The sequence below is a fragment of the Paenibacillus phoenicis genome (assembly GCF_034718895.1).
Lineage (GTDB): Bacteria > Bacillota > Bacilli > Paenibacillales > Paenibacillaceae > Fontibacillus > Fontibacillus phoenicis.
In genome coordinates, this window is the sequence record NZ_JAYERP010000001.1 from 1,156,048 (window position 1) to 1,181,423 (window position 25,376).

Below are 25,376 nucleotides of genomic sequence, written 5' to 3' on the forward strand. Positions count from 1 at the left end.
TGTTTTTGGTAAGGTTAGGATATGGAGACGAACATTTTGAAACGAATCTTCTTTGATGAGCGAGGGCACTGGGATCGGTTTGTGGCAAAACATGGTGGCAAGCTGCGTGCCAATGTGCGGAAGGAAGTAGAGAAGTTCCGTCGATGCGGGGATCCCAGAAACGGTTTTAAGCTGATGGTATGTGAAGGATGTCATGACCTATGGCTCGTTCCGTATCGTTGTAAAGGAAGATTCTGTACGACCTGTTCATGCGGAGAAACAGAGGAATGGGCACGTCTCCTGGAACAAGATGTATTCCAAGTCAACCACCGCCATGTCGTCTTCACGATCGACGAAGGATTACGGGAAATCTTTCTGCTCCATCGGGCAAAATTACTCAAAGAATTTATGGATGAAGCGGTACGCTTAGTCAAAGAACATTTTGAGAAGAAACATAAGGTAACTCCCGGAATCGTAGCCGGGTTGCATACGTTTGGGGCACGGCTTAACTTCAATCCTCATGTACATATGCTTGTAACGATGGGAGGAATGAAGAAGACCGGCGAGTGGAAAACATACGATTTTATTCCGTTCGAGATGCTGCGTAAGCAATGGCAGACGGTTGTTTTGAAGCTGATTCGTCGAAAGTTAAGTGAACAAGAGAAAAAGCAAGTGCAGTCCCGTTTGCAAAAAGCTTACTGCGAGAACGGAGAAGGCTTTTATGTGCATGCTCCGAAACAGAAAGGGAACGTCAAGCAGCAACTCGGGTATATCGGGCGATACATGAGAAGACCAGCGATAGCGGTTAGCCGGATCGAAGCGTATGACGGAGAAAAGGTGACATTTCGTTACCGGGATAAGAATGACGGGGAAGAGAAGACCGAGACGATTTCGGTAGAAGAATTTATGGGTAGACTTGTGCGGCATATTCCGGATGAAAACTTCAAAACGATCCGTTACTACGGGGTTTATTCGCGGCGGATCAAGAGCCTGTGCAAGAAGTTAGTCAGTGAGTGGCAAAAAGCCGCGAGAAGATGGATTGTCAAGGCAAAGCGGATATTAAAACGCAGAACGTGGAGTGAACGGATCAAGGAGCAGACGGGGAAGCCGCCATGTTGCCCAAAATGCGAAAGTTATTACGAATACAAGGGAGAAGCCTGCCTTGAGGATGGGAAGTTGAAGGTGAAGTACGCGGTGTGCTCCACCTCAAAGGCATGTCTGGAGAGGATGATTCGGGATGTCGCCGGTGTCAAAGAAACGAAAGGTAGCGAAGAAAAAGAAAAAGCCGCAAAGCGGGCTGCATAGCAAAGCGAAAGTAACCTACATTTGTCTTCAATGTCATACAACAGAAGAGATTCCGCTGAATGTCGTTCGGAATTTCGATGCGATGGATGATGGAGATCCAACCGTACCTCCGCAATTCAGCTGCGAAGAATGTGGAGGAGGCATGTACCCGGAATATTACGAGGGAATTCATGGTTACGAGTACAGGATTAGCGATGTAAGAAAATAGCCGGGTATAAGTTTTTCTCCCACACCCGGCCATTTTACACGTATGAACTCAGTTGAACGAACTTAAAAGGACGCCGCCAGGCGTTTTTCTTAAAAGATATCAGGATTGGCATCCTGATATCGCAAGAAAAATTTCCTCTAAACGCGGTCTGTCTACTTTGAATGTACGTCGATAGACGTTTTTCTTATGTGGTCCTCCGACGGAGCGGGCGGGGAGACGCCGTAATCGGACGGAGGGATTGGACCAGCTTCGCCGGCAACGGCCGGATGCACATAAATTTCTTACTGTTGCCCCGCCCGGATCGAAGCAGCCGCCCTGAACCGGGCTTTGCTACCCGCGCGCCAAACACCTGCATAAACCATTCAATGGGATAGGAGATGGACAGCAATCCGTTTTCGGATCCGGCAAAATTCACCGCAGTCGCAAGATTGCCTTTCCTCGTCAGCCACACCGAGCCGGAATCGCCTTCCAAGGAAACGGGGCGTTTGCCACGGATCACGCTTTGGTTCTTGAAGGTAATCATCCCTAAATTGCCGTAATCCCCGTAATCGACCTGCACATCGGTATGGATTGATTCCACCGTACCGGTTACAACCCCTGTCGTGCGACCCACCTTCTTAAGTCGATCACCGATTTTATAGGATCGCACATGGCCCGGGACGATCCCAAAGACAGCATAGGCTGGCTTCAGCAAAGAACGTCTCAAAGGTTTGGCGGTAGCTGCGTCGATATAATTTGCCCGTTTCCGGCTCAGCTTGACGAAACGGTCCAGCTGACCGATGCGGTCCTTAGCGATAGTCCCTCCATCAGCACCTCCCGGTTGCAGCGTGGCAGAGAATCGCCGGGTATTATTATCGACGAGGACGTGGTTGTTGCTAAGGATCAAGCGTTGGCATCCGGAAGCATCGCCGCTGACGATCAAACCAACCGTGCCGGAGGAGTCCGATGTGCCAACGCTGTAGCCGGCCATAACCGGGCGAATTCGGCGCGTGAACCTGCCGCCGTTCCCATTACCTGCCCGTTTGCAGAACCTAGGGGAACGGACGATACGAAACGGCACGCCAGCCCGAGGCTTTAGATAACGAGGTAATGCTGTGGTGCGGGTTGACTTGTTTTGTTTGGCGGCAGCGGCTGTGGTCAGGGGATCGGCATATACGATGATCGCTGCGCCGCGTTTGGGGCGTTTCGGGTCCCGCAAGCCGACGCCAACGCCATGGACTCCCTTCATCTTCAGCATCTTCCCGGCAATGCGCTGTTTCAGCAAATAAGCTCTACGAAAACTGGCCAATAGAAATCACCTTTTCTCGCATATTCGCGGATTTGCTGCATTATATGCTGGCGCCGGGACGCTTGATCGTTATACGGGCCGATACCTTTGTAATGGAGGGATCGTTAAGTTGAGACAAGCCAGCTTCCCAACCATGCGCAAGCCGCGCCGAGCAAAGCCGAGGTCAGCACATATACGGCCGCCTTTTGTTTTTGCCCCTTGTTAATTAAGGTGATCGTTTCATATCCAAAGGTGGAGAACGTCGTGTAGGCACCGCAAAATCCAGTCCCCAGCATCAACCAGCCCCAGTCAGGGATAGCCTGCCGTGTGTGGAGTCCGGCTAGGACGCCAAGCAGGAGGCTGCCGCTGAGATTGATTACCCACGTTCCCCAAGGAAATTGCGAGCCGCGAGGGGCGGTTTGGGATGAGATCCATTGTCCTAAATAGTAACGAAGGAGCGTGCCGAGAATCCCGCCAAGTCCCACGATGCCGATCATGCGGAGTCCCCTGCCTTAGGAGCCTGTTGTTTTTGACCTAAGCGGACTCCAGCCCAAGCCATCAGAAGACCGCCGATCAAGCTGGTCAACAGATAGGCGACTGCCGCAGCCAGATGTCCGGTATGTATCGCATCAACGGTCTGGACCGTGAAGGTGGAGAACGTCGTAAATGCACCGGCAAATCCCGTACCTGCCCCGATGCGTATACTGGGATGGATCTTTCGCAGGGCAGCGACGGTAAACAACCAGCCGAGAAATAAGCAACCGGCCCAGTTGATGAGCAGGATCGAAAGTGGAAAAGTTCCAATGTTTGGAATCCAGAGGGACAGTCCGTACCGGAGCAGGGTTCCGAGTAAGCCACCCACAATTAATGCAAGGATGTTCAATGTGCTCTACCTCCTGAAAAAATAGACAGACTCCTACCAGAGAGTCTGGTAGGAGTCATCAGCTCAAACGAGCGGTTTAGGCGAACTCCATCGCCTTATTGCGTTGTCATTGGCAACATTTTATGCTATGAGGGGACAACTCGTCAATACAGATTACGTGATAATCGTAATGGTGGGCGCCGAAATCGTTGGCGGGGTTGTAATTGTGGAAACGACGTTGCTGAAGCTGCCCACTTCAATCTGAACGGGAACACCTGCGATCAAATCCACGGTGTCGAGCACGAGGCTGGCCGTGGTCAGCGTTGACAACGAGGATTGTTGAAGTACGCCGTTAATGTAAACGTTGAAATAATCGGTACCGGTGAGCTCAGGCAGTTCCGTGATCGGTGCGTCGGCATCGTCGACGAAGCTGGCGGCAGGAATGGTCGTTTCGGTAGCGCCGATCATGTCGGCTGTTAACGTGGCGAAGTAACGGGTGACTGTCGGCGTTACTACGGTTGTAACTTCACCTCCAGAGGCGACTGGAGCCGATGCTACTGCCGTAAATACGGGTTTAATTACAGGCATCTATCATCACCTCCTAATCTTTGAGGGTATCGAGAGTGTCCGATACATCATATATAATGATGCAACTTTGTTAAGTGACAGGGCTGACAACCTCCGTTGAATATGGATTTTTTGGACGACGGGGGAAGCCAATTGCCCAAGCGCCAAAGACGGGTTATTCATAGGATAGGTAAGTAAGAGTTGAAGAGCCATCTGGCCAGGGGGAAGCGGTGAATGGGAGCGGCAAGAGGTGCGCGCAAAAAGGCAACGCGCATGAACAAACGGCGGTATCAAGCCCATAAGGTAAAGCACTGCCAGGCATGCTCGCGTCAGCGGCGCCGGAAGCGGGTCGTGCATGCACTGCGGCTTCGTTATCTGCGAGCGTCACGGCTCCTGCACCGCTACCGCCGGTTACTTCGGCAGTATGAGCGCTTGGTACGCGCGAAGAATCTTATGCCGTTTCCTGGTGGAGTTGCGGAGGATCTGGCCGAAATGCGGGGAGCAACTGGAGCATTGGGACCCGCAGGACCGCAGGGCGCTCCGGGAAGTGCCGGTCCGATGGGACCGCCAGGGCCGCAGGGCGAGCCAGGAGCAGCCGGGCCAATGGGGCTAACAGGTCCACAAGGCGAGCGGGGAAAGCCCGGACCACCAGGACTGCCTGCAGGCGATATTCGGGTTACCTCTACAGTTTTCCGTTACTTTTTTGCGCCGCTTGCCGATTTGACCGGGACCGTTCACATCCCTGCCAATCAATTTACGGATGACGAGGGGGAAACGCCTGCGGTTTTTGCCGGGATCGGTGGAGGGTCCTATACCAACTTATTTATCAATGGCATGCTGCAGGAAGGCAGATTGTTTGTACTGGAGCCGGAGTCTTTGACGTTGTTGCTGGGGCAGGATATGATAGGGGCAGGCACGCCGATTATAGTGGAAAACGTGCGAATCACCGCCAAAGCCACGTCCTGAACTAGGAAAATGCGAAGCAGCATGAAAATTCGTCGTGGCAGGGGGCAGGGCCTTGTCACGGTCTGTTTGATAGAGTAGGAGGATTGGTATGAAAATTAATGGCATTAATCATTTCTGTTTCTCCGTATCGGATTTGGATCGATCCATGGCGTTCTATGAGCAGGTCTTTGGAGCGACTCCCCTGGTGAAAGGACATAAGCTTGCCTATTTCGACCTGAACGGGCTGTGGATCGCCTTAAATCAGGAAGACATTCCGCGGGACAAGCAGCATCGTACATATACGCATATCGCTTTTTCGATCGATGAGGGGGATTTCGAGGCCTTTCAGAACCGGCTCCGGGAATTAAACGTTGAAGTGCTGCCAGGGCGTGAAAGAGATCAGCGCGACAAAAAGTCGATTTATTTTCTGGACCCGGACGGGCATATGTTCGAATTCCATACCGGAACGTTACAAGACCGACTGGATTACTATAAAGCGGACAAAGACCACATGATCTTTTATTAACCGCGATTCATTGATAGAATAAGACAGTAACTAAAATTTAAATGAAGTAGGTCACCATGAAAAAATTCAAAAAGTTTTATATCGAAACGACCAGCATCTGCAACCTGGCCTGCAGCTTCTGTCCGCCGACCCATCGCCAGGCGCAGTTTATCAAAGTTGAGGACTTCCGCAAGATTCTGGACGACATCAAGCCGCATACGGACTATATTTATTTTCATGTCAAAGGCGAGCCACTGCTGCACCCCAAGATCGACCAGTTGCTTGACATTAGCCACGAAAAAGGGTTTAAGGTCAACATCACCACGAACGGCACGCTGCTCCCCAAGGTGCGTCATAAGCTGCTCGGCAAGCCGGCGCTGCGGCAGATGAATTTTTCGTTGCACAGCTTCGACGGACATGAAGGTTCGACCGACCGGGAAGGGTATTTGCGGAACGTGTTGTCCTTCGTCCGTGAGGCAGTAGCTGCGTCCGATTTGATCGTTTCGTTCCGCCTGTGGAATTTGACCCAGGATAACGAGACGAACCTGCAACGGATGCGTAACCGGGAGACGCTTGCCATCATTGAGCAAGAATTCAACCTAGATTATCGGATCGAGGAGAAGGTCACACCCGGAAGCGGGGTTAAATTAGCCGAGCGGATTTACTTGAACCAAGATTACGAATTCGATTGGCCGGATTTGCGGGCTCCGGAGGACGATGGCAAAGGCTTCTGCCATGCGCTGCGCAACCAGGCCGGAATTCTCGTGGACGGCACGGTTATTCCTTGCTGTCTGGATGGGGAAGGGATCATCAATCTTGGGAATGTGTATCAAACGCCATTTTCGGAGATTGTGGAAGGAGAGCGAGCGAACCGCTTGTACGAAGGCTTCTCCCGGCGCGAAGCCGTCGAGGAGCTATGCAGGAAGTGCGGGTATCGCAAACGGTTTGGGGGAGGGGCGTAAAGTTGCACCCAACAAAAGAAAGAAGGAGTCGAGATTCGGCTCCTTCTTTGTTTTTTGATGGATTCTTTACACTCACCAGCTGGCATTCAGCTTGGCCGGATCGATCTTCGGCACCAAGCCTTCGGCGGCCGCCCGGTCCAGCAAACCGCGGATGGCCGCGTAGCCGTCCTCACCTAAATCCGCTGTATATTGGTTCACGTACAGTCCGATATGCGCTTTCTGCACCTCGGGCGACATTTCCTGCGCATGGCTCATCACATACTTCGCCGAAGATTCCGGATGCGCCCAGGCGTATTCCACGGATTCCCGTGTCCAGCGGGCAATTGCGGCCAGATCCAGCGACCGGCGGGCGATGATTGCACCGAGGGGAATCGGCAAGCCCGTATCGGATTCCCACCAGTTGCCCAGGTCTTGAAGCAGGTGCAGTCCGTAATTTTGATAAGTAAAACGTGCTTCATGGATCACCAGACCCGCATCCAATTCGCCGCGTTGAACGGCGGGCATGATCTCGTCGAACGGCATGACGACGAACTCGCCGACGCCGCCGGGAACATGCTTTGCTGCCCAGAGCCGAAACAGCAGGTACGCGGTGGATCGTTCGCTTGGAACCGCAACGCGGCGGCCCGACAGGTCGGAAGGCGAGCATGCCTTCGCCGTTAATACGAGCGGCCCGCAGCCGCGGCCCAGCGCTCCGCCGCACGGGAGCAGTGCGTACTCGTCCAGCACCCAAGGGAGAGCCGCGTAGGAAATTTTCAGCACCTCAGGTCCGGTGCCGGAAGCCGCCCAACCGTTCGTAATATCAATATCCGCATAGGTGACATCGAGCTCAGGAGCTCCCGGGATTAACCCGTGGACCCAGGCGTGGAACACAAAGGTATCGTTAGGACAAGGCGAAAAAGCGATTTTCATGATTGCAGCACCTCCGGTAGTTTAGCACAAGCTTGCTCTAAAGCTTGCAGAGCATCGCCGATTTTCCACAGTTCCCGTTGCCTTGGACCTACGGCGTTAGAGATGGCGCGCAGTTCCAGCACGGGAACGCCGAACTGGCGGGCGGCTTCGGCCACGCCAAAGCCTTCCATCGCTTCGGCGCCAGCGCCGGGGTAACGCTGGGCAAGCCGGCGTGCCGTTTCCGCCGTCCCTGTGACGGTGGATAACGTCAGGATCGGGCCGTGGTGGACCGGCAGCCCGGCCTCCCGCAGCGCCGCAGCCCAGCGAGCCGCCAGCTCGTCCGCCACGGCGATTCGGGGCGAGCCGAAGCCCAGCTCGTCCACGCTGGCGAAGCCGTCCGGCGTCTCCGCACCGAGGTCGGCGGCGATAATTTCGCTCGCGACGACCAGCGAGCCAACGCCGGCGACCTCGGTGAATCCGCCGCCGATCCCGGCGCTGAGGACGAGGCTGTACGGGCCGCCGGCGGTTTGGCCGGCGCGAGCCAGCGCGGCCGCTGTCGCCGCTGCCGCCGACGCCGGGCCAACTCCCGCCAGCTGCACATCAGTGCCTTCATAGCCGGCGAGTCCGCGCAGGACTGCCTGCTGTTCGGCTTCTACCGCCGTCATGATCAAAATTTGGGGATGAGGACGATTTAGCATCTATCAAGAACAACTCCTTGGTCCGTGGACAAATTCACTCTTCAAATTATAAAACTCTGCTTCGGGAAAACCAAGTCAGGTTTTGATCATAACCAGCCAGGCCAATGCCAAGCAAAAAGACCCGCCTTCGCCAATCGCGAAAACGGGCCTCCAACACTGGTCCGTTTTAAGCTCTTTGGTATTGAACCGGGCGCTCTAACGTCGTGTTCAGGGCTTTGGCAGCCTCGTACGCCCAATAAGGGTTGCGAAGCAGCTCGCGGCCTAACAGCACCAGATCTGCCCGCCCGTTGCCGAGAATTTCTTCCGCATGGGAAGGGTCCGTGATTAAACCAACGGCACCGGTGGCAACCTCAGCTTGGCGGCGGATTTGTTCCGCCAGGTTCACTTGATATCCCGGGAACGTTTGAATTTGTGCCGGAACCAACCCGCCAGAGCTGCAGTCAATCAGATCCACGCCTTGCGCTTTCATTCGGCGGGCATAGTTGATATATTGCTCCAGCGAATTGCCCTGCGGATCGTATTCATTCGCCGAGATCCGGACGAACAGCGGACCGGACCAAACCGAATTTACTGCCTCGATCACTTCGCTCAACAACCGGTAACGGTTATCGGCGTTTCCGCCGTATTCGTCTTCCCGATGGTTGGTCACCGGAGAAAGGAATTCGTTCAGCAAATACCCATGGGCCCCATGGATCTCAATGACGTCAAAACCGGCCTCCTTCGCGCGGCGTGCCCCGTCGCGGAAACCTTCCACAATCCGCCGGATATCCTCGGCATCCGCGGCCTTAGGCGTTTTTTTCTCCGGAAACGGAATGGCAGACGGCGCTAGAATCGTTTCCTCGAGCTCCGCTTTCCGTCCAGCATGGGCGAGTTGAATCCCAATTTTGGCGCCGTTACGATGCACAAGGTCAACGAGCTCCTTCAATCCGGAGATGTGTTCATCGCTCCAGATGCCAAGATCTCGATACGAAATCCGTCCTTCTGGTAAGACGGCCGTCGCTTCGACAAGGATCAAGCCAACGCCGCCAACGGCGCGGGACGCGTAGTGAACCCGGTGCCAATCCTCGACTTTTCCGTCTCGGTTGTGGGAAGAATATTGGCACATGGGGGACATGACGATCCGGTTTTTAAACGTAACCTGTTTGATCGTATACGGGGTAAATAGTTGGGCGCTCATTCTCTATCACTCCTTCTCTTGCTTTTAGAATGTTATGGAATAAACCTCAGTCAATATCCATGTTAGTCGATCGGATTACAACTTACAAGTACGCACAAAATTGTTCTATAGTATAGTTTTGTATACTTAAAATTATCGGTACTTCTTGACCCTGCAGCAGGAATCGGTTAAGATAGCTATCGAATTGTTCCCTAGGGTTCCGCGGCGGATACACCGGCCGGACTGGTCCAAGAGGGAACGCGCGGCACTTTATCATGTCGTGGACACGGAGGGACAAAAGCCCGGGAGATATCGTTTGTTGATATCTTTCGGGTTTTATTTTTTGCATAAAGGAGTGGGTCATGCAGCATGAAACGTGATTGGGGGTGGGTCGGCGTTGCCGGCTTATTTGAGATTGGATGGGTGATCGGCTTGAAGCACGCCGGGGATGCGCTCGGCTGGGGAGCGACGGCGGTTTGTATCGTGATGAGCATGTACTTACTGATCTTATCCGGACGGCGGCTTCCGATTGGCACGGTCTATGCCGTATTTACGGGCATCGGCACGGCAGGTACGGTGATCGCGGAGATGGCGTTGTTTGGGGAACCGTTCCGCTGGGCTAAGCTGCTGCTCATTTTGCTGTTGCTGGTCGGCGTTATCGGCTTGAAGCTGGTGACCGATGGAGAGAAGCAGACGGAAGGGGGAGCTTAACCGATGGATTGGATACTGCTTGTTTTTGCCGGATTTGGCGAGGTGCTGGGCGTGATCGGGATTAACAAAATCAACACCCGTAAGAGCCTAGGTGCGTATGCCTGGATGGCCGGCGGTTTTTTGCTCAGCTTCCTGTTTCTGACCTTGGCGATGCGAACCATTTCCATGGGGACGGCGTATGCGGTGTGGACGGGAATCGGTACAGCGGGAAGCGCGATCGCCGGGATGCTGCTCTATGGCGAATCCCGCGAGTGGCGGAGGCTGCTGTTTATTGCCTTTATTTTAGGCGCAGCCGTGGGTTTAAAGCTCATCAGCGAGTAAACGGAAGCTGCTTCGGGATGGGTTGGATTTACGTCTATTGGGGGCATATTAAGGGAGGTTCCATTCACACAGATGGTGATCGAAGGGTTGCAGAAGCAGTTTGCCTTATACGCCGAGAACTTCCCGGTTTGGGCGCAGCAAAACGGCATGTTACAATATGTCGTTTGGACAGCCCTGTCGGACGAAGGCGTAGGCGCTTCGATCCAGCATTATAACCCTTTAATCGACGAGGAAATGCGGAAGGAATGGGGCGTACCGGAAAGCTGGAAGCTAATTGCGCAAATGCCGTTTGGCAACATTGAGGCTCCGGCTGGCGACAAGGAGTTTGGGCCGATTGACAACCGAATGAAGGTTAATTAATACAAAAAGCGTTTGGCTCAACAGCCAGACGCTTTTTTTAGGGGACTCACCCCGCTGTGGAGGTCAGCCAGATGTCCTTAAAGTCCATCCAGCCGAGGTTGTTGATCGCAACACCGCGGATGGAAGGGTGGACATACGTGTTCAACATGCTGTGCACAAGAAAAGTAACCTGCGCTTCATCCTGCAGGCGATTTTCGATTTGCTGCAGCAACACCCGCCGTTTCTCCGGACTTCTGGACGCAAAAACTTCATCCACCATGCCGAACACCCAGCGGCTTAATTCCGGCGGCATATGCAAACGGATGTAGCTGTCTTCCTGCAAGAAGCTTTCCAACTCGCACACCTCATCCTCGGCGAAGACGAGGTATAACAGGACGGCATCGGCTTCCAGGGCAGCCGTTCTTGCCATATCACCTTTTTCATAATTCACAACCTCAACCGGAATTCCGATCGTATCGCATTGGAGTTTGATCCATTCGGCTTCCTCTCTATCGAGATAATGGGCTGCCAAGCGGATCGGCTCGCCGATATAACCTATTTCCTCCAGCAGTTGCCTTGCGGCGGCCGGATCGTGCCGATGAACCCCCAGCGTGGTTTCCTCGGTTGGCTGGAAGCTGCGTGCCGGATATCCGGATTTCCCCGTAGTTCGGATCAACCCAGGGCGGTCAATCACCAGGTTAATCGCCTGCCGAAACGCCAGCGATTGCTGCGGTCCAAGTCGGTTACGATTCCAGGAAATTAAGCTGCAGCCCCGTCTTAAGGTCTGGATTCGATTCCAATCGTCCCCGGCTTGGGCGGGAACCCGTGAATCGTTGACGATCAGTTGCTCCCATCTCAACTTGGAGGAATTCGGAATATCGTCGGGCAGAAAGACCAGGGTAACGCCGTCCAAATAAGGTCGACCGAGAAAATAACCCGCATGTACCTCAAGCTCCATCCGGTTCAAGCTCCAATGGGTAAGCCGGAACGGGCCAGTGCCGCTTGGAAACTGCCAAAATGCCGTTTCGTCCTTACTGAGTAAATCGGCAGGAAGGATGGAAGCACATGAGGAGCAGAACAGGCGGGGGAGCAGCCAATTTGGTTGATGCAACTGGAACACAACGGTTCGCGCATCCAGCGCCTCGATCCGGTCTACGCTCGACACCAACCAGCGGTTGGTTGAGACTTCCCGCAGCCGAGAAAAGGTGAAAACGACGTCCTCGGCGGTGAGCTCTTTTCCATGATGAAAACGCACGCCTTTACGCAAATGGAACGTCCACGCCGTACCGGTCTCATCATGATCCCAATGATGGGCGATCATGCCGGTCACTTGACCCTTCGTCTGATCGTATTGCACCAGCCGATCGAAGATTTGCCGAACGAGATGGGAATCCAAGTCGTAAATCAGCTTGGCCGGATCTAACGTAAGCGGAGCTTTATACACCGGCAGGCGGAAGATGTCCCGGCAGCTTTGACCTGCGGCGAGCTGTCGTTCCGCTCCAAACTGGTCATTCAGCCACTGAATGAACCGTTCCCGCGCATGGATATCGCCTTCGTACTGATGAAGGAATTCGAAGGCCAAGCGGTATTCCCCTTTTTCCGCTAGCCTTTGGGCCAGGTCGATCAAGAAATTTTCCCGGTTCACCCGAAATACCAAACGGGAACGATGCCCGCGCCCTCGGCCCGGCGACCAGTCGATCAGACCTTCCTCCTGCAGCTTGCGGATCACCAGCTTGGCGTTCCGCTCCGTACAATGAAACAGCTTCGTTAAATCCTCCAGCGCGACCTCAACTTCGCGAGGCTCTGCCGAATCGCCGCTTCCCTCCGCATAATGATTCAGCAGCGCCAAATAACGCTCTGCGGTTAACACGATCACACACCTCCATGCCCCCGTCCTCCTTGCAAACGCAAAAGGGGAAATGACTTTGGAATAGTATACTCTTTTTCTTCCTGCTTTTGAAGCAGATAATGGAAATAAGCAGAGGGGCGGTCGTTACCAGCCCCGGAAGCAAGGAGGTTATCCCATGAATTATCAAGATTTTTACGTGAGAGAACGGGAGATTAAGGAATTCCATCAGTTGTTAAAAAGACCCGGCAACCCTAACTGCTTTGAAGGGATGACCGTTCCCAAGCGATCGGTGAAAAAACGGAAAAGAGCGAACGGCATGGGTAAGGTACTGCGGTCGATCCTGAATATGTTTTATTGATTCCTTACGAGGAAAATGCCCGCATCACGTGATGCAGGCATTTTTTTTTTATATTAGGAGGTCTGTTCAGCGAGGACTTCTTTAAATTGCTCGGTTAACAAGGGAACGATTTCGAACAGATCGCCAACGATGCCGTAGTCGGCTACCTTGAAGATCGGCGCTTCAGGGTCTTTGTTAATGGCAATGATGATCCGCGATTGGCTCATGCCGGCCAGATGCTGAATCGCGCCGCTAATCCCGCAGGCGATATAAATTTCCGGTGTGACGACCTTTCCGGTTTGGCCGATTTGCAGCGCATAGTCGCAGTACCCGGCATCACACGCACCGCGCGAAGCGCCGACAGCGCCGCCGAGGGTGTCCGCCAGTTCTTCCAGCACTTTAAAGCCGTCGGCGCTTTTCACGCCGCGTCCTCCGGATACGACGATCTTCGCTTCGGTGAGATCGACCTTGCCGGACACTTTGCGCACCACATCCTTGAGGATCGTGTGCAGCGTTGCAGGCGGGGTAAACTCCAACGGAACGAGCGTCCCTGAGGCAGCGGCTGGGGCTGCAGGGGGGAAGTTGTTTGGACGGATGGTCACGATGCCGCTGCCGTCTGCCAGTTCTTTTTGCTCAAAGGCTTTCCCGGCATAAATTGGACGCGTAAATACAACACTGTCGCCGTCCTTGGTGAGGGCGGTAACGTCAGAAATTTGCCCGCAATCAAGCCAGGCAGCCAGCTGAGGTGCGAGATCGCGGCCGATGGCTGTATGTCCAAGCAGGATGAGTCTCGGTTCGTCCGGCAGCACGGCCAGGGCTTGCAGTATCGCTTCAAAGGCCAGCTCCGGCTGATAAGCATGGAGTTCGGCATGATCCAAGACCAGCACCTGGCCCTCCACATGACGGCTCAGCTCGGCTGCGGCATCATCCAGCTGATGACCCAGCAGCACCGCCGCAAGCCGGTCGCTTTCGCCCTGCAGCGCATTCGCGACGTGAAGCGCTTCCAAAGAGACTTGGCGAAGCTTACCATCCTTCGTTTCGACGATCACCACGTACGTTTTGCTCATGATTAACGCCTCCTTCGGGTTAAATGACTTTCGCTTCAGAGCGCAGCAGTCGAACCAATTCCGCTGCCTGTTCGCTAGGTGCACCGGCGAGCAGCTTGCCAGCTTGGCGGGCCGGCGGCAGGGAGAGGCCAAGCCGTCGTGTTTTGGGGGCGATGTCGGTTTCGTTCAGTCCAAGATCGGAGAGGGCCAATTCGCGGAACGGTTTCTTCTTTGCTCTCATAATTCCGGGGAGCGACGGATAGCGTGGTTCGTTTAAGCCTTGCTGGGCCGTGAAAACAGCGGGTAACGCCACCTCCAATGTTTCAGCGTCGCCTTCCGCATCCCGTACGGCGGTTGCCCGATCTCCGTTTACGGTCAGCTTCGTAATCGACGAGACGTGGGGGAGCGAGAGCAGCTTGGCAAGCCGCACGGCGACTTGACCGGCTCCGTTGTCCACGGAGAAGTTGCCGCCCAGGATAAGGTCATAGTTCAGCGTTTGCAGGTAGGCGGCGAGCAGGCGGGAGATGCCGTATTCGTCCGTATCGATCGTCTCTGTGGCGATCCGTACCGCTTCATCAGCGCCCATCGCCAGGGCGGTGCGCAGCGCTTCGGCCGCTCTTTCCGGCCCTGCCGACACGACCGTCACCGTGCCGCCATGGGCTTCCTTCAGGCGCAGCGCTTCCTCAACCGCATATTCGTCGTAAGGGTTAATGACGAACTTAACGCCGTCCTCACCAATCTTACCATCGGTGATGACGATTTTTTCCTCCGTATCGAAGGTTTGTTTCAGGATTACAACGACATGCATGCGGGCCAACTCCTTTCAAGAATGTTCTGCCTCAAGTTCATGCTAACGCTTGCCAGCGCACTTATTTGGGCGACAAGGAGTGAATTTCACTTCTAACGCTGATCAGTAACGCTAATGGCACGATTTGAGGGGGATATTCCTCAAAAACCAGCAAATAAGCGCTGTGACAAGCGTTATATGATGCAGATTCCGATTTTGCCTCTGATAAGGTCGATCACAAGCGTTAGCGCAGAGCCGATAGGTGGGGTGTTGCTCAGAAATAAGGGCTCACTTCTTCATCGCACGCAGGAAAAAGTCTACCGTGTTCTCCACTTGAGCGGATAGAGAGTACTTCATACCAGAGATCAGCCAGGAGGTCACAACCTCGTCCAAGGCTCCAAAGATCAGCTGACGGGATAGCTTGGTGTCCAGGTTGGCGCGAAACGAGCCTTCCTCGATCCCTCTCTTCAAGATATGCTCGATGAGCGTGATGTAGGGCTTCACCGCAAGGCCGATTGCCTTGCGCAGTTCGAGGGAGCTTTGCCGCAGCTCGATTTGCGTCACGTACGCAAAATTTACGTTCTGCTCCAGATGGGTGAAGTGAATTTCGCACACTTTACGCAGCGCTTCTTCGGCTGTGCTCGTTTCACGGATGTTCTGATGGAACAGATCAACAAGCTTGCCCAGCCGATCCTGGAAGAGGGAGATCAGGATATCCTCTTTATTTTTGAAATATAAATAAATTGTGCCGTCTGCGACTCCAGCCTCTTTTGCGATTTTTGAGACCTGGGAGCCGTGGAACCCGTTCTCCGCAATGACTTTTTCCGCTGCATCCAAGATCATTTCAAATTTTTCCTGTTTCCTACTTGTCATCGAGCCACCTCAATGCTAAAATTTAAAACAACTGAATGAACCGTCATTCATTTTCTTAATCTTAGGGGAAGAACTCACCGATTGTCAAGGGACGTTCCTTAAGATTTTCATTTAACTCCATGTTGTAAACGTTTACCCTGTTGACTTGTACGAGGGCCAACCTCAATCGTGCTAGGAACTCATAACTCATTAACACTTTGACCCCAGTAATTCAGCTTTATCTCCATTTCGGCTATGACTGTTGTGAAATCAATGAACCCCTTAGTCCTGCCAGAACCAGCATTCCCGCACACATTGACACACTTTATCGATCAGCGATCTCTTTCCACAAAAAGAATTGTTCGAAGGAGGGACGCATATTCATGGTTACGTTTTGGCTTACGCTAAACGCTTTGCTGTTTGCCGCCGTTACGGGATATGCCATATTCGTGTTCTATCAGGCTGTAGTCCGTCGTTACCTGTATCTGCGGCTTGGCCGGCCGTTCGACTTCCGTGCTAGGCACGGGGGAGCCCAAGGCGAATTCTGGTCGCAAGTGCTCGGGCAGAAGAAGCTGATGAAGGATCGCAAAAGCGGGTTGATGCACGTTGTTGTGTTTTACGGGTTTATCGTGTTGCAGTTTGGGGCGATTGATCTGATCGTCAAAGGGCTGTCGCGCGGCGGTCATCTGCCGTTGCCTGCATACGAGCTGTTCGGCTGGTTCCAAGAGTTTACCGCGCTCGCGATTCTCATCGCGATGGGGTACGCCGCATACCGCCGTTATATCGAGAAGCTGCCGCGATTAAAAAAGGGTTGGAAACCTGGCATCGTTGTGATTTTCATCTATGCCTTGATGGTTTCCGTGCTCTTGTCGTTAGGCTTCGAACGTGTATGGATGGGGCTGGAGTTTTCATGGTACGCCCCGGTCTCGTCAGCCATCGCCGCCGGATTCGCCTGGCTGCCTGCGGCCGCCGCGGAAGCTGTTTTTTACGTGTTTTGGTGGCTGCATTTATTGATCCTGCTTTCTTTTCTCGTATACATCCCTCAATCGAAGCACTTCCATCTCATCACAGCACCGATCAACATCTGGCTGCGCCGGCGGGAACCGCATGGACGGCTGCAGAGCCTGGACCTTGAAGACGAAGAAGCCGAGAGCTTCGGGGTTGGCTGCATTGAGGATTTCACGCAAAAGCAAATGCTCGACTTCTACGCCTGCGTGGAATGCGGTCGCTGCACCAGCGTCTGCCCGGCGGCAAGCACCGGCAAAACGCTGTCGCCGATGCATCTGATCACGAAGCTGCGCGATCATCTCACCGAGAAAGGCGCCGCCGTTACAGGCAAATCGCCGTGGGTGCCGGCGAATGTGTTTGGCTCTGACGGCGTCCACGCGGTGGCAGCAGGTGCGGCGCATGCGGCACCGGACTGGGGCCGCGCATCTTGCATCACCGACATCCGCCCGACGCTGGATTGGCAAAAGGCGGCTTGGCAACCGGCTGCCCAAGGTAAAGCGGCAACCGATCTTGAACTAATCGGCGACGTCATGACCGAAGAAGAAATTTGGGCCTGCACGACTTGCCGGAATTGCGAGGATCAATGTCCGGTGGGGAACGAGCACGTCGATAAAATTGTGGACCTGCGCCGTCATCTTGTCCTGATGCAGGGCAGCGTTCCTGCGGAAGGCCAACGGGCGATGCAGAACATCGAGCGGCAAGGCAATCCCTGGGGGATCAGCCGCAACGACCGCGCAGCCTGGACCGGCGAGCTGGAGGGTATTCCTGTGCCGACGGTGAAGGATAATCCGTCCTTTGAGTATTTGTATTTCGTTGGCTCGATGGGCTCTTATGATCTGCGCAGCCGCAAAGTCACGCGGGCGTTTGTCCGGCTGTTACACGAAGCGGGCGTTAACTTCGCGATCCTTGGCAACGAGGAGCGCAATTCCGGGGATACGCCGCGCCGGATGGGCAATGAGTTCTTGTTCCAACAGCTATGCCATGAAAACATTGCAACGTTCCAACGGTATGGGGTGCGCAAAATCGTTACCGCTTGCCCGCATACATTTAATACGTTGAAAAACGAATATCCCGAATTCGGTCTGGAGGGGGTGGAAGTACAGCACCATACACAGCTACTGGAGCAGCTGATCCGTGAGGGACGGTTGAAGCCGACCCACCAGGTCAACGAACGGGTTACCTATCACGATTCTTGTTATCTTGGGCGGTATAACGGTGTCTATGATGCGCCGCGCGAGGTCCTGCGGGCCGTGCCCGGCGTGGAGCTGGTTGAGATGGCCCGCTCCCGGGAGAACGGGATGTGCTGTGGCGCCGGCGGCGGGCTGATGTGGATGGAGGAAACCGCCGGCAAACGGATCAACTTGGCCCGCACCGAGCAAGCGTTGGAGGTACATCCAAGCATGATCAGCAGCGCCTGCCCGTATTGCCTGACGATGCTGGAAGACGGCAACAAGCTTAAGGAAGTGGAAGACCAGGTAAAGGCGCGGGACATTGCCGAAATTTTGGCGTTGTCCGTGTTCGGCGAGCAGGCGGCGGATCCGGTCCCCGCATTATCTCAATGAATTTTTAAGGTCATAGGAGGTAGATCAAATGAACAAACCGATCCGAAAAGCAGCCGTTATCGGCTCTGGTATCATGGGCTCCGGCATCGCTGCCCAACTGGCGAATGCGGGCATCTCCTGCCTGCTGCTCGACATCGTCCCGCAACGGTTAAGCGACGCGGAGATGGCCGCTGGGCTGACGCTCGACCATCCGTTCGTGCGCAATCGCTTAGCGACGTCGGCGATCGCCGGTCTGTCCAAGACGAAACCCGCGCCGTTATATGACAACGCTTTCGCGGAGCGAATCACACCCGGCAATCTGGAGGATCATTTGCACCTGATTGCTGACGTGGATTGGGTGATCGAGGTCGTCGTCGAAAACCTCGCCATCAAGCAGCAACTGCTCGCCCAGGTAGAGCGCCACTGGAAGCCGGGGACGATCGTCAGTTCCAATACGTCGGGGATCTCGATCAACGCGATGGCGGAAGGGCGGTCCGAGGAATTCGGGAGACATTTTCTCGGCACACATTTCTTTAATCCGCCGCGGTATATGAAGCTGCTGGAGATCATCCCGGGGCAATCGACCGATCCGGAGCTGGTTCAAGGCTTAAGCCGCTTCTGCGAGCAAAAGCTGGGCAAAACGGTCGTTCTGGCCAAGGATACGCCAAATTTCATCGCCAACCGAATCGGCACCTATGGCCTGCTCGTGACGCTACGCGAGATGGCGGAGAAGGGGTACACCGTCGAAGAGGTGGATGCGGTGACCGGCCCGGCGATGGGCCGACCGAAAAGCGCCACCTTCCGCACCTTGGATCTGGTCGGCCTGGACACGTTCCTGCATGTGGCCGACAACGTATATGCGAACGTATCGGATGAAGCGGAGAAGCAGGTGTTTGCCGCTCCGTCATCGCTGAAGGACATGGTATCGCGAGGCTGGCTCGGCGAGAAAAGCGGGCAGGGCTTTTACCGCAAAATCAAAGGGGAGAAGGGCAGCGAAATTCTGTCCTTAAACCTGCAGACAATGGAGTACGCACCGCAGCGCAAAGTGACGTCCGCTTCCTTGGAAGCCGCCAAGCTGGCGAAAGGGGCGGCCGCCAAAACGAAGGCGCTGCTTGGCACGCAAGACCGCTACTCCCAGCTGGCATGGGATGTACTGAAGCAGGTGCTGATTTATTCCGCCGCCAAGCTGGGTGAAATTGCGGATAACATCCGCGAAATCGACGAAGCGATGAAATGGGGCTTTAACTGGGAACTGGGGCCGTTTGAAACGTGGGATGCCATCGGCCTGGTGCGTACCGTTGAGAAGATGGAGGCGGAAGGGCTGACGGTACCGGCCTGGGTCAAGGACTGGATTGCTGAGGGAAATACCTCGTTCTACAAAAAAGACGGCGGCTCTCTATTCCAAGCCGCAGTTGGAGGATACGCGCCAGTAGCGCTGCCGCCGGAACAGATCTCGCTTCGCGACTTGAAGGCGCAGAATCGAGTGGTGCGCAGCAACAGCGGCGCCAGCCTGATCGACCTTGGCGACGGCGTAGCTTGCTTGGAGTTCCATTCACCGAACAATGCGATCGGCGCGGATATTTTGCAGATGATCTTGCAGAGCATGGATGAGGTGCGGGACAACTTCGAAGGGCTGGTCATTGCCAACCAGGGCCGCAATTTTTGCGTTGGCGCCAACCTGATGTTGCTGCTCATGGAGGCACAGGACGAGGAATGGGATGAAATCGACGACATTATTCGTCTGTTCCAGAACACGATGTACCGGCTGAAACGGTTTGAAAAGCCGGTCATTGCGGCGCCGCACCGCATGACGCTGGGCGGCGGTGTGGAGGCGTGCATGCCGGCAGATCAGGTCATCGCCGCCGCTGAAACGTATTACGGACTCGTCGAGGTGGGCGTTGGCCTGATCCCGGCGGGCGGTGGCTGCAAGGAATTGGCATTGCGAGCCAGCCAGCAGGCAATGTTGGCTGAGGCTGATTTGCAGCCATACATCAACCACTACTTCCAAACGGTTGGGACGGCTACCGTATCCAGCAGCGGTCATGACGCCAAACGGCTGGGGCTGTTGAAGTCCACCGATCGGGTGGTGTTAAATCCCGATCAGTTGATTTACGAAGCGAAGCAGGCCGTCTTGAAGCTGGCGGGAAGCGGATATGAGCCGATTCCCGAGACGAAATTCCGCGTCGTTGGCTCCGAAGGCAAAGCGGTTCTGCTGCTTGGCGCACTCGGCATGCACGAAGGCGGTTATATCAGCGATCACGATCTGCTGATCGCCAACAAGCTCGCCCATGTGCTCGCTGGAGGCGACGTGCCCGCCGGGACGCTGGTGACCGAGCAATATATGCTCGACCTGGAGCGCGAGGCATTCCTGAGCTTATGCGGCGAACCCAAGACGCAGCAACGCATGCAGCACATGCTGAGCAAAGGCAAACCGCTACGGAACTAAACGAAGGGGAGGATGAGTTCAGATGAAGGAAGCTGTGATTGTATCCGCGGCCCGAACCGCAGTGGGCAGAGCCAAGAAAGGCAGTCTGGTCCAAACCCGCGCCGATGATTTAGGCAAAATCGTGCTGGAAGCCGCGATTGAGCGTGCACCCGGTCTGAGCAAAGGGGATGTTGAGGACATCATCATTGGCTGCGCCATGCCGGAGGGGGAGCAGGGGCTTAACTTTGCACGCATCATGGCGCTCTACGCCGGGTTTCCGGTGACGGTGCCTGCCATTACCATCAATCGCTTCTGTTCTTCGGGTTTGCAGGCGATTGCCTTTGCGGCGGAGCGGATCATGCTGGGTCAGGCCGATGTGTTGATCGCCGGCGGCGTGGAAAGCATGAGCCATGTGCCAATGACCGGGTTCAAGGTGTCGCCGAACCCGCGGATCGTCGCTGAAATGCCGGAGGTCTACATCGCGATGGGCCATACGGCGGAACGCGTTGCCGAACGTTTTGGCATCTCCCGGGAAGATCAGGACCGGTTCGCTTTGGCATCGCATCAGAAAGCCGCTCAAGCCATCGCCGAAGGCAAGTTCAAGGAGGAGATCGTCCCGTTTGAGGCGGAGCTGCGCAGCTTGGATGAGCGCGGGAAGGTCAAAGTGAAGCGCTTTGTGTTTGACACTGACGAAAGTGTCCGCAGCGATACGACCCTTGAAGCTTTAGCGAAGCTGAAACCCAGCTTTAAGCAAGGGGGAACCGTGACGGCAGGGAACTCCTCGCCGATGAACGATGGGGCGGCAGCGGTCGTCGTCATGAGCCGGGAGAAGGCCGATGCGTTAGGGCTTCAACCGCTGGCAACGTTCCGCGCGTTTGCGGTGGCCGGCGTGGAGCCGGAGTTGATGGGCGTAGGTCCGGTCAAGGCGATTCCGAAGGCGCTGGCGGCTGCAGGGATCACGCTGGACGATGTGGATCTGTTTGAGATCAACGAAGCATTCGCCTCTCAATGCATACACGTGATTCGCGAGTTGGGTCTGGATGAGAACAAAGTGAACGTCAATGGCGGCGCGATTGCCCTCGGACATCCGCTGGGCTGCACCGGGACGAAGCTGTCGATCTCCCTGATTCACGAACTGCACCGACGGGGCGGCAGGTACGGTGTCGTGTCGATGTGTATTGGCGGCGGTATGGGCGCGGCCGGCGTTTTTGAAGTTCACCCTTGAATCCATTTGAATGAAGGAGAGGATCGCATGAGCAACGAAACGAAGGAAAAAATCGTAGGCGGAAGCTTTGTCATTACCGATGTAGATTACCGTCAGGTTGTGACCCCGGAGGATTTCAGCGAGGAGCATCGCATGATCGGCGAGACGACGGAGGAATTCGTCCGATCGGAAATCCTACCGCGGGACGAAGAGATCGAGCATTTGAACTATGAGCTGACCGCCGATTTGCTGCGCAAAGCGGGCGAAGTAGGGCTGCTCGGCGCTGACGTGCCGGAGGCTTACGGCGGCATGGGGCTAGACAAAGTCAGCACAACGTTAATCAGCGAAAAGCTGACGAAAGCTTCCTCATTTGCCCTCTCAGCCGGAGCTCATGTCGGAATCGGGACGCTGCCCATCGTGTTTTTCGGAACCGATGCCCAGAAACGCAAATACTTGCCGAAGCTGGCGACAGGGGAACTACTCGCGGCGTATTGCTTGACCGAACCTTCCTCGGGCTCCGATGCGCTGGGGGCCAAGACGACCGCGGTGTTGTCGGAGGATGGGACGCATTATGTGTTAAACGGGACGAAACAATTTATTACGAACGCCGGCTTTGCGGATATTTTCATTGTGTACGCCAAGGTGAACGGCACCGATTTCAGCACGTTTATCGTTGAACGGAGCATGGAAGGGGTGAGCATCGGACCGGAGGAGAAGAAGATGGGCATCAAAGGCTCCTCCACCTGCCCTCTGATCCTTGAAGACGTGAAAGTGCCGGTCGAAAATCTGCTGTGGGAAGTGGGCAAAGGCCACTTGATCGCCTTCAACATCCTGAATATCGGACGCTTCAAATTGGCGGCAGGATGTCTTGGTTCCTCCAAGGATGCAATCGAATATGCGGCAAAATACGCCAATGAACGTACCCAATTCGGGCAAAAGATCTCGTCCTTCCCGCTCATCGGCAAAAAGCTGGCGGAGATGAATACGCGTACGTTCGTGCTGGAAAGTATGGTCTATCGTACAGCCGGCCTGTTTGACGTCGGATTAGCCGATGTCGATTACAGCAGCGCGGATGTGGGCTACCAATCGGCGAAGCAAATCGCCGAATACCAACTGGAATGCTCCATCAACAAAGTGTTTGGCTCGGAGGTGCTGGATTTCGTTGCGGACGAAGGCGTGCAAATCCATGGCGGCTACGGGTTTACACAGGAATATCGAATTGAGCGGATTTATCGCGACTCGCGGATCAACCGGATTTTTGAAGGCACCAATGAAATTAATCGTCTCCTGATTCCCGGCGCGCTGGTTAAACGGGCGATGAAGGGCGAGCTCCCCCTGCTGCAGGCGGCGCAAAAGCTGCAAGCGGAGCTGATGGAGCCGATCCCAAGCCGCACTTTCGAAGGCACGTTGGAGGAGGAGGCCTACCTGCTGTCCATGGCCAAGAAGATTTTCCTGATGGTGGGTGCCCAAGCGGTGCAAAAATATCAGCTCAAGCTGGAGCGGGAGCAGGAAGTGCTCAGTCATTTGGCGGATATGATGATCGCCATCTATGCCATGGAAAGCGCGTTGCTCCGCACGAAGAAGCGCATTGCGCAAGCTGGTGAAGACAAGGCAGCACTCTATATCGCTATGACGAAGGTGTTCATTCAAGAGGAATTTGGCAAGATCGAAGCTTTGGCGAAGGAAACGCTAAGTTATATGGAGACAGGGGATATGCTGCGCACGCAACTCTCCATCCTGAAAAAATTGACAAAGCGGTCAGCCCTGAATACGCTGTCATTAAAACGGCAAATTGCCGCCGAGGTGATCCGGGCGGAGAAATACGTTTTGTAAAATTGCGAGGTTGGGAGGCAAGGCGTATGTCGAGTAAACCTTGGCTGAAGTTCTACCCTGCTGAAGTACCACCGACCTATGATTATCCGAAGCAAAATCTCGCCCACTTTTTAGAAGTTTCCGCTGCTCGTTTCCCCGAAGTGACAGCTCTGGAGTTCATGGGAAAAAAGATCAATTACCGTACTCTGCTGAAACAGTCGTACCAATTTGCGAATGCCCTGCGAAAGCTGGGCATTCGCAAGGGGGACCGGGTGGCTATTATGCTGCCGAATTGCCCGCAGGCGGTGATCGCCTATTACGGGACACTGCTCATGGGCGGAATCGCCGTCATGACGAATCCGCTTTATATGCCCAGGGAGCTGGAGCATCAGCTCACCGATGCGGGCGCACGCGTGATGGTGACGTTAGACCCGCTCGTGGAGCGGGTAAGGACAGCGACAAAGCTGCATCCGATGGAATATATCATCGCAACATCGATTAAGGACTATTTGCCTTTCCCCAAAAACATGCTGTATCCGATCAAAGCCAAAAAAGACGGCATGCTGGCTCATTTAAACTATAATGATCGCTTAATCGCCTTTCCGGCCTTTCTTGCCAGCGGCAGCTCTGAGCCCTGCCATGTGGAAGTGGATTCTGAACAGGATTTAGCGTTATTGCAATACACCGGCGGGACCACGGGCTTTGCCAAAGGGGTCATGCTGACGCACATGAATCTGGTGGCCAATACGATTCAAAACCAGCTCTGGTTTTACCGTGCTAGGCCGGCGAAGGAGAAGTATTTGGCGGCGCTCCCTTTTTTCCATGTGTTTGGCATGACGGTGCTGTTAAATCAATCGGTTTCTTTAGGTGGGACTCTGCTGCTCATGCCTCGTTTTGAAATTAATCAGGTGCTGCAGACGATCCATCTCAAGAAACCGACCGTATTTCCCGGCGCGCCAACGATGTACGTTGCGATTATTAATCACAAGGACGTAGCGGGGTACGATTTATCCTCGATTAATGTATGCGTCAGCGGTGCGGCTTCGTTGCCGCTTGAGGTCCAAACCCGGTTTGAGGAATTAACCGGCGGCAAGCTGATCGAGGGCTACGGATTGACCGAAGCGTCACCGGTCACGCATGCCAACAACATCTGGGGGATGCGGAAAACCGGATCGATCGGCATTCCGTTTCCCGATACCGATGCGATGATCGTGCAGCCGGATACGCTGGAGGAGGTACCAGTTGGTGAAATCGGCGAGCTTGCCGTGCGGGGGCCCCAGGTGATGCGGGGGTACTGGAACCGTCCGGAGGAAACGTACAAGACGCTGCGCGACGGCTGGCTGCTCACCGGTGATTTGGGGCGGATGGATGAAGACGGGTTCTTCTACATTTTGGATCGGCGCAAAGATTTGATCATTGCCGGAGGATATAACATTTATCCTCGGGAGGTCGAGGAGGTGTTGTTTGAGCATCCGGACGTGGAGGAGGCGATCGTGGCTGGTATCTTCGATCGATATCGCGGCGAGACGGTCAAAGCGTATATCGTCCTGAAAGAAGGTGCAACACCGGACGAGGAAGGCATCAAACGCTGGTGCAAGGAGAAGCTCGCTGCCTATAAAGTGCCGAAAGTTTACGAATTTCGGGATAGTCTTCCGAAAACGTTGGCCGGCAAAGTGCTGCGCCGTAGGCTCGTGGAGGAGGAAGCGGAGCGTCAGAATCCGCCTCAAGCGAAAGAGAAGTAACCGTTGATGCGCCTAACCCGATACAGGATAGGGGGGCTGAGTCAGCGGGATGAACGGAGG

At 54.7% G+C, this 25,376-nt stretch carries 24 protein-coding genes and 2 riboswitches; of the genes, 13 read left to right on the forward strand and 11 right to left on the reverse strand.

What is annotated here, in order from left to right; translation table 11 throughout:
- Window positions 1-21 precede the first annotated feature (21 nt).
- Window positions 22-1,284 carry an IS91 family transposase gene (locus U9M73_RS05450; RefSeq protein WP_456094082.1) on the forward strand — a complete coding sequence of 421 codons (1,263 nt, stop codon included), beginning with the start codon at window positions 22-24 and terminating at the stop codon, window positions 1,282-1,284.
- Window positions 1,285-1,676: 392 nt separating this feature from the next.
- On the opposite strand, the gene U9M73_RS05455 is transcribed toward U9M73_RS05450, so the two are convergent.
- The 4 genes from U9M73_RS05455 to U9M73_RS05470 all read right to left on the reverse strand — a co-directional run bounded on the left by U9M73_RS05455 (window position 1,677) and on the right by U9M73_RS05470 (window position 4,209).
- Complete coding sequence (locus U9M73_RS05455; RefSeq protein WP_009223185.1) at window positions 1,677-2,780, reverse strand: hypothetical protein; 1,104 nt, start codon at window positions 2,778-2,780, stop codon at window positions 1,677-1,679.
- 104 nt (window positions 2,781-2,884) lie between these two features.
- Window positions 2,885-3,256, reverse strand: coding sequence for a fluoride efflux transporter CrcB (gene crcB, locus U9M73_RS05460; RefSeq protein WP_009223186.1), 372 nt, complete (start codon window positions 3,254-3,256; stop codon window positions 2,885-2,887).
- Window positions 3,253-3,642, reverse strand: coding sequence for a fluoride efflux transporter CrcB (gene crcB / locus U9M73_RS05465; RefSeq protein WP_009223187.1), 390 nt, complete (start codon window positions 3,640-3,642; stop codon window positions 3,253-3,255). Before crcB (U9M73_RS05465) ends, crcB (U9M73_RS05460) begins: the two co-directional genes overlap by 4 nt.
- Window positions 3,643-3,684: 42 nt before the next feature.
- A riboswitch (Fluoride riboswitch) is annotated at window positions 3,685-3,746 on the reverse strand.
- 49 nt (window positions 3,747-3,795) lie between these two features.
- Entirely contained in the window at window positions 3,796-4,209 is a 414-nt protein-coding gene (locus U9M73_RS05470) for a DUF4183 domain-containing protein (protein ID WP_260069941.1), read from the reverse strand.
- A gap of 213 nt (window positions 4,210-4,422) precedes the next feature.
- Between U9M73_RS05470 and U9M73_RS05475 the strand changes: the two genes are divergently transcribed.
- From U9M73_RS05475 to U9M73_RS05485, 3 genes are all read left to right on the forward strand, one after another.
- The gene (locus tag U9M73_RS05475) at window positions 4,423-5,154 is read left to right on the forward strand and encodes a DUF4183 domain-containing protein (protein WP_323076508.1); all 732 of its coding nucleotides are present in this window, start codon (window positions 4,423-4,425) and stop codon (window positions 5,152-5,154) included.
- Between the two features lie 88 nt (window positions 5,155-5,242).
- Window positions 5,243-5,659, forward strand: coding sequence for a metallothiol transferase FosB (gene fosB, locus U9M73_RS05480; protein WP_009223190.1), 417 nt, complete (start codon window positions 5,243-5,245; stop codon window positions 5,657-5,659).
- Window positions 5,660-5,715: 56 nt separating this feature from the next.
- Entirely contained in the window at window positions 5,716-6,600 is an 885-nt protein-coding gene (locus U9M73_RS05485; protein WP_009223191.1) for a radical SAM/SPASM domain-containing protein, read from the forward strand.
- Between the two features lie 72 nt (window positions 6,601-6,672).
- Here the strand turns inward: U9M73_RS05485 and U9M73_RS05490 are convergent, their stop codons facing one another.
- The 3 genes from U9M73_RS05490 to namA all read right to left on the reverse strand — a co-directional run bounded on the left by U9M73_RS05490 (window position 6,673) and on the right by namA (window position 9,363).
- Window positions 6,673-7,509: a 1,4-dihydroxy-6-naphtoate synthase gene (locus tag U9M73_RS05490; RefSeq protein ID WP_323076509.1), complete on the reverse strand. Its 837-nt coding sequence runs from the start codon at window positions 7,507-7,509 to the stop codon at window positions 6,673-6,675.
- A complete protein-coding gene (locus tag U9M73_RS05495; protein WP_260069942.1) occupies window positions 7,506-8,186 on the reverse strand; it encodes a futalosine hydrolase in 681 nt (226 codons plus the stop codon). Before U9M73_RS05495 ends, U9M73_RS05490 begins: the two co-directional genes overlap by 4 nt.
- Before the next feature lie 166 nt (window positions 8,187-8,352).
- The gene (gene namA, locus U9M73_RS05500) at window positions 8,353-9,363 is read right to left on the reverse strand and encodes an NADPH dehydrogenase NamA (RefSeq protein ID WP_009223194.1); all 1,011 of its coding nucleotides are present in this window, start codon (window positions 9,361-9,363) and stop codon (window positions 8,353-8,355) included.
- A 180-nt stretch (window positions 9,364-9,543) separates the two neighbouring features.
- A riboswitch (guanidine-I (ykkC/yxkD leader) is annotated at window positions 9,544-9,653 on the forward strand.
- A gap of 58 nt (window positions 9,654-9,711) precedes the next feature.
- Between namA and U9M73_RS05505 the strand changes: the two genes are divergently transcribed.
- From U9M73_RS05505 to U9M73_RS05515, 3 genes are read left to right on the forward strand one after another with little or no spacing between them, the layout of a single operon-like run.
- A complete protein-coding gene (locus U9M73_RS05505; RefSeq protein WP_009223195.1) occupies window positions 9,712-10,053 on the forward strand; it encodes a DMT family transporter in 342 nt (113 codons plus the stop codon).
- Between the two features lie 3 nt (window positions 10,054-10,056).
- On the forward strand, window positions 10,057-10,374 hold the full coding sequence (locus tag U9M73_RS05510) for a DMT family transporter (protein ID WP_009223196.1): 318 nt from the start codon (window positions 10,057-10,059) through the stop codon (window positions 10,372-10,374).
- 36 nt (window positions 10,375-10,410) lie between these two features.
- Entirely contained in the window at window positions 10,411-10,734 is a 324-nt protein-coding gene (locus tag U9M73_RS05515; RefSeq protein ID WP_323079064.1) for a nitroreductase family protein, read from the forward strand.
- Window positions 10,735-10,780: 46 nt separating this feature from the next.
- Here the strand turns inward: U9M73_RS05515 and U9M73_RS05520 are convergent, their stop codons facing one another.
- A complete protein-coding gene (locus U9M73_RS05520; RefSeq protein ID WP_260069945.1) occupies window positions 10,781-12,583 on the reverse strand; it encodes an ABC transporter substrate-binding protein in 1,803 nt (600 codons plus the stop codon).
- Window positions 12,584-12,737: 154 nt separating this feature from the next.
- Between U9M73_RS05520 and U9M73_RS05525 the strand changes: the two genes are divergently transcribed.
- Window positions 12,738-12,920: a hypothetical protein gene (locus tag U9M73_RS05525; protein WP_260069946.1), complete on the forward strand. Its 183-nt coding sequence runs from the start codon at window positions 12,738-12,740 to the stop codon at window positions 12,918-12,920.
- A 53-nt stretch (window positions 12,921-12,973) separates the two neighbouring features.
- Here U9M73_RS05525 and U9M73_RS05530 read toward each other — a convergent pair whose 3' ends face one another.
- The 3 genes from U9M73_RS05530 to fadR all read right to left on the reverse strand — a co-directional run bounded on the left by U9M73_RS05530 (window position 12,974) and on the right by fadR (window position 15,605).
- The gene (locus U9M73_RS05530) at window positions 12,974-13,966 is read right to left on the reverse strand and encodes an electron transfer flavoprotein subunit alpha/FixB family protein (protein WP_323076510.1); all 993 of its coding nucleotides are present in this window, start codon (window positions 13,964-13,966) and stop codon (window positions 12,974-12,976) included.
- A gap of 19 nt (window positions 13,967-13,985) precedes the next feature.
- On the reverse strand, window positions 13,986-14,753 hold the full coding sequence (locus U9M73_RS05535; RefSeq protein WP_009223201.1) for an electron transfer flavoprotein subunit beta/FixA family protein: 768 nt from the start codon (window positions 14,751-14,753) through the stop codon (window positions 13,986-13,988).
- Window positions 14,754-15,020: 267 nt separating this feature from the next.
- A complete protein-coding gene (gene fadR, locus U9M73_RS05540) occupies window positions 15,021-15,605 on the reverse strand; it encodes a fatty acid metabolism transcriptional regulator FadR (protein WP_260069948.1) in 585 nt (194 codons plus the stop codon).
- Between the two features lie 362 nt (window positions 15,606-15,967).
- On the opposite strand from fadR, the gene U9M73_RS05545 reads away from it, so the two are divergent.
- From U9M73_RS05545 to U9M73_RS05565, 5 genes are read left to right on the forward strand one after another with little or no spacing between them, the layout of a single operon-like run.
- Window positions 15,968-18,154 carry a (Fe-S)-binding protein gene (locus U9M73_RS05545; RefSeq protein WP_323076511.1) on the forward strand — a complete coding sequence of 729 codons (2,187 nt, stop codon included), beginning with the start codon at window positions 15,968-15,970 and terminating at the stop codon, window positions 18,152-18,154.
- A 28-nt stretch (window positions 18,155-18,182) separates the two neighbouring features.
- Window positions 18,183-20,579, forward strand: coding sequence for a 3-hydroxyacyl-CoA dehydrogenase/enoyl-CoA hydratase family protein (locus U9M73_RS05550; RefSeq protein ID WP_323076512.1), 2,397 nt, complete (start codon window positions 18,183-18,185; stop codon window positions 20,577-20,579).
- 22 nt (window positions 20,580-20,601) lie between these two features.
- Complete coding sequence (locus U9M73_RS05555) at window positions 20,602-21,783, forward strand: acetyl-CoA C-acyltransferase (protein ID WP_009223205.1); 1,182 nt, start codon at window positions 20,602-20,604, stop codon at window positions 21,781-21,783.
- 27 nt (window positions 21,784-21,810) lie between these two features.
- Window positions 21,811-23,595, forward strand: coding sequence for an acyl-CoA dehydrogenase family protein (locus U9M73_RS05560; protein ID WP_260069951.1), 1,785 nt, complete (start codon window positions 21,811-21,813; stop codon window positions 23,593-23,595).
- 26 nt (window positions 23,596-23,621) lie between these two features.
- A complete protein-coding gene (locus U9M73_RS05565) occupies window positions 23,622-25,316 on the forward strand; it encodes a long-chain-fatty-acid--CoA ligase (protein WP_009223207.1) in 1,695 nt (564 codons plus the stop codon).
- The last annotated feature ends 60 nt before the right edge of the window (window positions 25,317-25,376 follow it).